This is a genomic window from Shigella sp. FC1661, assembly GCF_001712525.1.
Lineage (GTDB): Bacteria > Pseudomonadota > Gammaproteobacteria > Enterobacterales > Enterobacteriaceae > Escherichia > Escherichia coli.
Genome location: NZ_MDGW01000105.1, coordinates 1 through 7,559, shown reverse-complemented (window position 1 = coordinate 7,559; position 7,559 = coordinate 1). Strand labels below are relative to the sequence as shown.

General features: G+C 50.5%; 5 protein-coding genes and 5 pseudogenes. 5 read left to right on the top strand and 5 right to left on the bottom strand.

What is annotated here, in order from left to right; genetic code table 11:
* Positions 1–231: 231 nt before the first annotated feature.
* From BFF42_RS07605 to BFF42_RS07595, 3 genes and pseudogenes are all read right to left on the bottom strand, one after another.
* Entirely contained in the window at positions 232–1,005 is a 774-nt protein-coding gene (locus BFF42_RS07605) for a YaiO family outer membrane beta-barrel protein (protein ID WP_000596085.1), read from the bottom strand.
* Position 1,006: 1 nt separating this feature from the next.
* Complete coding sequence (locus tag BFF42_RS07600) at positions 1,007–1,588, bottom strand: LbetaH domain-containing protein (protein ID WP_024183734.1); 582 nt, start codon at positions 1,586–1,588, stop codon at positions 1,007–1,009.
* Positions 1,566–2,715, bottom strand: a pseudogene (locus BFF42_RS07595) (glycosyltransferase family 2 protein). The gene BFF42_RS07600 and the pseudogene BFF42_RS07595 overlap by 23 nt, the downstream one beginning before the upstream one ends.
* A 24-nt stretch (positions 2,716–2,739) precedes the next feature.
* Between BFF42_RS07595 and BFF42_RS28555 the strand changes: the two are divergent.
* The gene (locus tag BFF42_RS28555) at positions 2,740–2,859 is read left to right on the top strand and encodes a hypothetical protein (RefSeq protein WP_122995270.1); all 120 of its coding nucleotides are present in this window, start codon (positions 2,740–2,742) and stop codon (positions 2,857–2,859) included.
* 126 nt (positions 2,860–2,985) lie between these two features.
* Here the strand turns inward: BFF42_RS28555 and BFF42_RS28550 are convergent.
* Positions 2,986–3,396: pseudogene (locus tag BFF42_RS28550) on the bottom strand (PIG-L deacetylase family protein); the annotation flags it as partial.
* Between the two features lie 615 nt (positions 3,397–4,011).
* On the opposite strand from BFF42_RS28550, the pseudogene tauA reads away from it, so the two are divergent.
* The 4 genes and pseudogenes from tauA to tauD form a co-directional block, all read left to right on the top strand.
* A pseudogene (gene tauA, locus BFF42_RS07585) lies at positions 4,012–4,973 on the top strand (taurine ABC transporter substrate-binding protein).
* 12 nt (positions 4,974–4,985) lie between these two features.
* Positions 4,986–5,753 (top strand): taurine ABC transporter ATP-binding subunit, encoded by a 768-nt coding sequence (gene tauB / locus BFF42_RS07580; protein WP_000939363.1) that lies wholly within the window; start codon positions 4,986–4,988, stop codon positions 5,751–5,753.
* Positions 5,750–6,577: a taurine ABC transporter permease TauC gene (gene tauC / locus BFF42_RS07575; RefSeq protein ID WP_000114611.1), complete on the top strand. Its 828-nt coding sequence runs from the start codon at positions 5,750–5,752 to the stop codon at positions 6,575–6,577. The genes tauB and tauC overlap by 4 nt, the downstream gene beginning before the upstream one ends.
* Positions 6,574–7,275, top strand: a pseudogene (tauD, locus tag BFF42_RS07570) (taurine dioxygenase); the annotation flags it as partial. The gene tauC and the pseudogene tauD, both read left to right, overlap by 4 nt.
* On the opposite strand, the pseudogene BFF42_RS07565 reads toward tauD, so the two are convergent.
* Positions 7,234–7,559: pseudogene (locus BFF42_RS07565) on the bottom strand (IS1-like element IS1B family transposase); the annotation flags it as partial. The pseudogenes tauD and BFF42_RS07565 sit on opposite strands and share 42 nt — an antisense overlap.

The following is a 7,559-nucleotide window of genomic DNA, read 5'->3' as shown; positions in this document are numbered from 1 at the left end:
TACCGGCATCCACGTTACAGACGGTCCCGGCAAAAGTGCCTGACCTGACCCCTATTAGCGGTTACCAGCGCCCCACCAGACCCGGTGACATCACCCCCCGGATCATGGACGACTGGGGGCAGTAATCATGCCGGGTCTGGCTGGCTAACACCCCATTATAAGGGGTACGAATAAAGTAACGGGGGCTAATCGGCAGGGAAGGCCGCCCAGGATAGCGGGCGGCAGAAGGAATCAGAATTTCCAGGTCAGATGGGCTGCAAGTTGCAGACCGTTATAATCATCGGTTGGGGTGTCGTACCACACTTTACCTGCCGTCAGCCCGAGATTAAGTTGCTCAGTCAGCGGTTGAATACGTTGCAGACTGACGCTCTTCATGCTGCCGTAGCGTGTTTCTGGCGTCCAGTCATAGGTGTAAGCGCCTGTTCCGCGGCTTAGCCATAGTTGCGTATAACCAGTGCCGCGCGGGTCATTCAGACGCACGGAAATCATATTGCTATAACTACCACCTGCATCGCTGGAGTCATAATGGGTATAGCGGTAGCTGGTGATCACCGGGCCAGTATAGAGTGATACGCCGCCTTGCCAGGCATCGACTTCGACATCATCGTAATATTTAGTGTAGCGATAACCGGTCGTGAAAAGCGTTTTTGGCAACAGGGCCAGGTTAATATCCTGACGAAAATCCTGGCGGGCAAAGACCGGCGTATTATCCGCAAAGGCAATACCCGTTCGGGTTGTCAGCCAGTTATTCCATTTATACCAGACCGCACCCTGACCGCGAGTGGCATTGAAATGTTCAGTTTCATAATCACGACGCCCCTGGGAAAGATTAAAAAGCAGCGTTGCGTTTTCAACTTTCGCCACCAGTTCAGCATACGCTAAATTACGGTTGCCATGATCGCCAGAATAATCGGTAAAATCGTAGCCCGCGGTAATGGACGTTAACCCGGCATAAGCGGGCAATGCGCTAAAAATGGCCGCCGCTAATAACGTCCGTTTTATCATTTTAATCTCCTGTACGGATAAGTTCTTGTCGGAGTGAATAAGTTCCGGTAGGTAAATTACGTTCTACAATCACGCGCGGGCCAAGTTGCGTGTTCGGGGAAATAATTCGCCCAGGCAAAATAATAACTTGTACGCCAAGGCGTGAACGCTGCCCGATATAACAACCTAATTTATCGCATCCGGTAGCGATAATTCCCTCTGGAGTTCGAACAGACACAGGCTGTTCATCCAGACGATGATTACTGGTACGTACTTGTGCGCCCAAATATGCCTGGTTTGCAACTACCGAGTCGGCAATAAAACATTGCGGACCAATCGTTGCTTCCGCTTCAATAACCGCATTTTTAATTTCGGTGGCAAAACCAATTTTTACACCATTGCTGATTATTGTGCCAGGACGAATAAACGCATAATTACCTATCAGGCAGTTTGCGCCAATCACTACCGGACCCTGAATAACGGCACCATGACAAATACGGGTATTCGCGCCGATAACAACTTCACCTGCAGTTTCATCAATAATTACCTGGTCTGCAATCTGAATATTTTTCTCTTTAACATTAAGCTTCAGATAGTTTTTCAGTTCCTGTGACAGAAGGTTGGGAATAAGTGGTTGACGCTTCCACCAGTGCGGAATAGCGGGTGGGTTTGTCGCGCTGAGGTTCGCGTCCAGTAAAAAAGGCAATAAGTCCATAAATAATCCAGATGGCATAAGCTAATAATACATACACAACGGAAAGCGGCGCTAAAGGCACCAACAACCAGCAACGATGAAACCAGGCGCTAAAAGCACCAATAACACAAACTACGCCGACCCAGATAAGCGGAAACATTGCCAACACCACACCATGCGGCCCGGTGGTGATGAATTCATTAAACCAGGTAGTGAGATAAATCCCAACGCCATAAATCACAACCAACAGCATAGGAAATATACTGAAGATACCGAAGCGGCTAAATAAAAGCCTTTTATGCAGGCGCATACAGACCGCGTAGCCCACAATCCAACGCCGCCAGCGACGCCACTCCTCACGCGGACTGTTGCATTCCTGTGGGTATACGATGCAGCGATTCGCCTGCCGAATACGGTAGCCGTTTGCCACTAATGTCCAGGTGAGATCAAGGTCTTCGACTTTAGTACGATCCGAGAAACCGAACTTACGCAATACATCAGTACGGAACATTCCGCAGGCACCGCTGATAATAAACGGTGCGCCGCCCAGGAGCTGCTGTAGCGTGCGCTTCATAACAATCATCGGCAACTTTACGGTCGCGCGGATGTGCGGTAACAGCCCCGCGCTCAATTTCTGCCAGCATATAGCCCATTCCGTCTTGATCGGGCGGAACATAGGTGTCGGCATCACTTAAAAAAACCTGGTCGCAGGTGGCATAATTGAGGCCATTCATCAGCGCACCACCTTTACCGGTATTTTTTTGCGTGACGGCAACAAAGCGGTCGCCCCATTTGCGTTTGACTTCCGCCATGACCGCTTCGGTATTGTCCGTGGAGCCGTCGTTAACGCAAATTACCCGGCAAAAATAAGGGTTACGCAGTAGATTATCCAGTGACTGCGCCAGACACGGGCCTTCGTTATACGCAGGTATAATGGCGTCAATACAGCCTTTCTTTTGACTGGGTTTACGTCTTAGCGTACTTAAAAACCATAGCAACATTGCTATGGACATACAGATAAATATCCAGGTTTTCATGCAATTTGCTCAAAGAATCATTTTATGAATTACAAAGCCTTCACCCAGATCGCTATTGACCTGTTGCCCGCGAAATTGTGCAACTGCACGCAGGCGATCATGACGCATATAATCACGTCGTTCCTGGCTTTTATGTTTTTTTAATGCAGCAAGTTTGACTGTGAAATATTCTTCTTTAACGGATTCAAAAACCTGAGGCATAAATGAAAGCCAGGTACTTGAGGTTTCGTAGCCGAGAATTTGTGGAATAGTGCGGCAGGCAACCATTGAAGCTTGATAAACAGCGAGATGATCCTGATGGCGGTCGGCATCATGCATGGTATATACCCGCATGATTTCAACATCAGAAGGAATTTGATTTTTAATGATGTCTTCCAGGGCGGAAATCATATCATTGAGCTGTAAATGAGCGCGGGTGTCAGCAAAATTAAGATGAATAGTTTGGTGGCACCCTAATATCTTTGGGGCGTTGCGCGATTCTTCATGGCGATCGATTATTCCATCTGTACCAGAGTTGCCGGTAGTCATCACCACTGCTGCGATATAAATTCCTTTTTGCGCAAGACGAGCAAGCGATGCGCCACAGCCTAATTCTATATCGTCAGGATGTGCGCCAATAGCAAGGATACCCTTTCTTTTATTTGCCGAAGAAAGGAGGGCTGAATCTAAAACCTTATCCACTTAATGACACTCCATTTTATTTATTATACTACAAGCACAACGATGCACTCAGAGACGTAATCTCTGGCGCAGCCAGATGTTAATTTATAAATGTTAAATGTTGCTAATAACTGAAAAGCAAGGGCTTTCAGACCCGGAGGTTCGACTGGGTAATGTTTTTATGCAATTCATATATTAAGTGTTTGTATGTTTGGTATGTATAGTTATTTTGTTTTATACATTGTATTTAGATGTGATTTAGTTTGTCAATTAATTGCATTTAAAAAATATGTTCTGTGAACAAGTATTGTTTATATACATTATGTGAATGTAATATGCGAGTGATTGAGAATGATACAGTGATATATAAAATGCGAATATAATGGTTTTATTATATGTATTGATATTGATAGAAACAATGAAGTAATAAATCTCGTAATGTGGTTGTTTATGCATCACTAAAATGAAGTGTAGTAATTTTCCCAATTGTTAGAACGGAGTAATTGCATATTTAATCTTTCCTTTGCCGTTTTTTTGCTAAGAATAAAATCATCTGTGCGATAACGACTAATTCTTTTAATGAATGTTTTTATTCCTGAATACTGCTCCCATAACAAGACTGGGGAGCAGACAATCATGGCAATTTCATCGCGTAACACACTTCTTGCCGCACTGGCATTCATCGCTTTTCAGGCACAGGCGGTGAACGTCACCGTGGCGTATCAAACCTCAGCCGAACCGGCGAAAGTGGCTCAGGCCGACAACACCTTTGCTAAAGAGAGCGGGGCGAGCGTGGACTGGCGTAAGTTTGACAGCGGAGCCAGCATCGTGCGGGCGCTGGCTTCTGGCGACGTGCAAATCGGCAACCTCGGTTCCAGCCCATTAGCGGTTGCAGCCAACCAACAGGTGCCGATTGAAGTCTTCTTGCTGGCGTCAAAACTGGGTAACTCCGAAGCGCTGGTGGTAAAGAAAACTATCAGCAAACCCGAAGATTTGATTGGCAAACGCATTGCCGTACCGTTTATCTCCACCACCCACTACAGCCTGCTGGCGGCGCTGAAACACTGGGGGATTAAACCAGGGCAAGTGGAGATTGTGAACCTGCAGCCGCCCGCGATTATCGCCGCATGGCAGCGGGGTGATATTGATGGTGCTTATGTCTGGGCACCGGCGGTTAACGCCCTGGAAAAAGACGGCAAGGTGTTGACCGATTCTGAACAGGTCGGCAGTGGGGTGCACCAACGCTGGACGTCTGGGTGGTGTGCAAAGATTTTGCCGAGAAACATCCTGAGGTAGTGAAAGCGTTCGCTAAAAGCGCCATCGATGCTCAGCAACCGTACATTGCTAACCCAGACGCGTGGCTGAAACAGCCGGAAAACATCAGCAAACTGGCGCGTTTAAGCGGCGTGCCGGAAGGTGACGTTCCGGGGCTGGTTAAGGGGAATACCTATCTGACGCCGCAGCAACAAACGGCAGAACTGACCGGACCGGTGAACAAAGTAATCATCGACACCGCGCAGTTTTTGAAAGAGCAGGGCAAGGTCCCGGCTGTAGCGAATGATTACAGCCAGTACGTTACCTCGCGCTTCGTGCAATAAAAGGAGGCGCAGATGCTGCAAATCTCTCATCTCTATGCCGATTATGGCGGCAAACCGGCACTGGAAGATATCAACCTGACGCTGGAAAGCGGCGAGCTACTGGTGGTGCTGGGGCCGTCCGGCTGCGGTAAAACCACGTTGCTGAATCTGATTGCCGGTTTTGTGCCTTATCAGCATGGCAGCATTCAACTGGCGGGTAAGCGTATTGAGGGACCGGGAGCAGAGCGCGGGGTGGTTTTTCAGAATGAAGGGCTGCTACCGTGGCGCAATGTACAGGACAACGTGGCGTTCGGCCTGCAATTGGCAGGTATAGAGAAAATACAGCGACTGGAAATCGCGCACCAGGTGCTGAAAAAAGTGGGGCTGGAAGGCGCAGAAAAACGCTATATCTGGCAGCTTTCCGGTGGTCAACGTCAGCGGGTGGGGATTGCCCGCGCGCTGGCGGCGAATCCCCAGCTGTTATTACTCGACGAACCGTTTGGTGCGCTGGACGCCTTCACCCGCGACCAGATGCAAACTCTGCTGCTGAAACTCTGGCAGGAGACGGGCAAGCAGGTGCTGTTGATTACCCACGATATAGAAGAAGCGGTGTTTATGGCGACTGAACTGGTTCTGCTTTCATCCGGCCCTGGCCGTGTGCTGGAGCGGCTGCCGCTCAACTTTGCTCGCCGCTTTGTTGCGGGAGAGTCGAGCCGCAGCATCAAGTCCGATCCACAATTCATCGCCATGCGCGAATATGTTTTAAGCCGCGTATTTGAGCAACGGGAGGCGTTCTCATGAGTGTGCTCATTAATGAAAAACTGCATTCGCGGCGGCTGAAATGGCGCTGGCCGCTCTCGCGTCAGGTGACTTTAAGCATTGGCACGTTAGCGGTTTTACTCACTGTATGGTGGACGGTGGCGGCGCTGCAACTGATTAGCCCGCTGTTTTTGCCGCCGCCGCAACAAGTACTGGCAAAACTGCTCACCATTGCCGGACCGCAGGGATTTATGGACGCCACGCTGTGGCAGCATCTGGCAGCCAGCCTGACGCGCATTGTGCTGGCGCTACTCGCGGCGGTGGTGATCGGTATTCCGGTCGGGATCGCCATGGGGCTAAGCCCGACGGTGCGCGGCATTCTGGATCCGGTAATCGAACTTTATCGTCCGGTGTCGCCGCTGGCTTATTTGCCGCTGATGGTGATCTGGTTTGGTATTGGTGAAACCTCGAAGATCTTACTGATCTATTTAGCGATTTTTGCACCGGTGGCGATGTCGGCGCTGGCGGGGGTGAAAAGCGCGCAGCAGGTTCGCATTCGTGCCGCCCAGTCGCTGGGTGCCAGCCGTGCGCAGGTGCTGTGGTTTGTCATTTTGCCCGGCGCGCTGCCGGAAATCCTCACCGGATTACGCATTGGTCTGGGTGTGGGCTGGTCTACGCTGGTAGCGGCGGAGCTGATTGCCGCGACGCGCGGTTTAGGATTTATGGTTCAGTCAGCGGGTGAATTTCTCGCGACTGACGTGGTGCTGGCGGGAATCGCGGTGATTGCGATTATCGCCTTTCTTTTAGAACTGGGTTTGCGCGCGTTACAGCGCCGTCTGACGCCCTGGCATGGAGAAGTACAATGAGTGAACGTCTGAGCATTACCCCGCTGGGGCCGTATATCGGCGCACAAATTTCGGGTGCCGACCTGACGCGCCCGTTAAGCGATAATCAGTTTGAACAGCTTTACCATGCGGTGCTGCGCCATCAGGTGGTGTTTCTGCGCGATCAAGCCATTACGCCGCAGCAGCAACGCGCGCTGGCCCAGCGTTTTGGCGAACTGCATATTCACCCTGTTTACCCTCATGCCGAAGGGGTTGACGAGATCATCGTGCTGGATACCCATAACGATAATCCGCCAGATAACGACAACTGGCATACCGATGTGACATTTATTGAAACGCCACCCGCAGGGGCGATTCTGGCAGCTAAAGAATTACCTTCGACCGGCGGTGATACGCTCTGGACCAGCGGTATTGCGGCCTATGAGGCGCTCTCTGTTCCCTTCCGCCAGCTGCTGAGCGGGCTGCGTGCGGAGCATGATTTCCGTAAATCGTTCCCGGAATACAAATACCGCAAAACCGAGGAGGAACATCAACGCTGGCGCGAGGCGGTCGCGAAAAATCCTCCGTTGCTACATCCGGTGGTGCGAACGCATCCGGTGAGCGGTAAACAGGCGCTGTTTGTGAATGAAGGCTTTACTACGCGAATTGTCGATGTCAGCGAGGGTAATGACTCCAACTTATTGATAGTGTTTTATGTTCAGATAATGCCCGATGACTTTGTCATGCAGCTCCACCGATTTTGAGAACGACAGCGACTTCCGTCCCAGCCGTGCCAGGTGCTGCCTCAGATTCAGGTTATGCCGCTCAATTCGCTGCGTATATCGCTTGCTGATTACGTGCAGCTTTCCCTTCAGGCGGGATTCATACAGTGGCCAGCCATCCGTCATCCATATCACCACGTCAAAGGGTGACAGCAAGCTCATAAGACGCCCCAGCGTCGCCATAGTGCGTTCACCGAATACGTGCGCAACAACCGTCTTCCGGAGCCTGTCATACGCGTAAA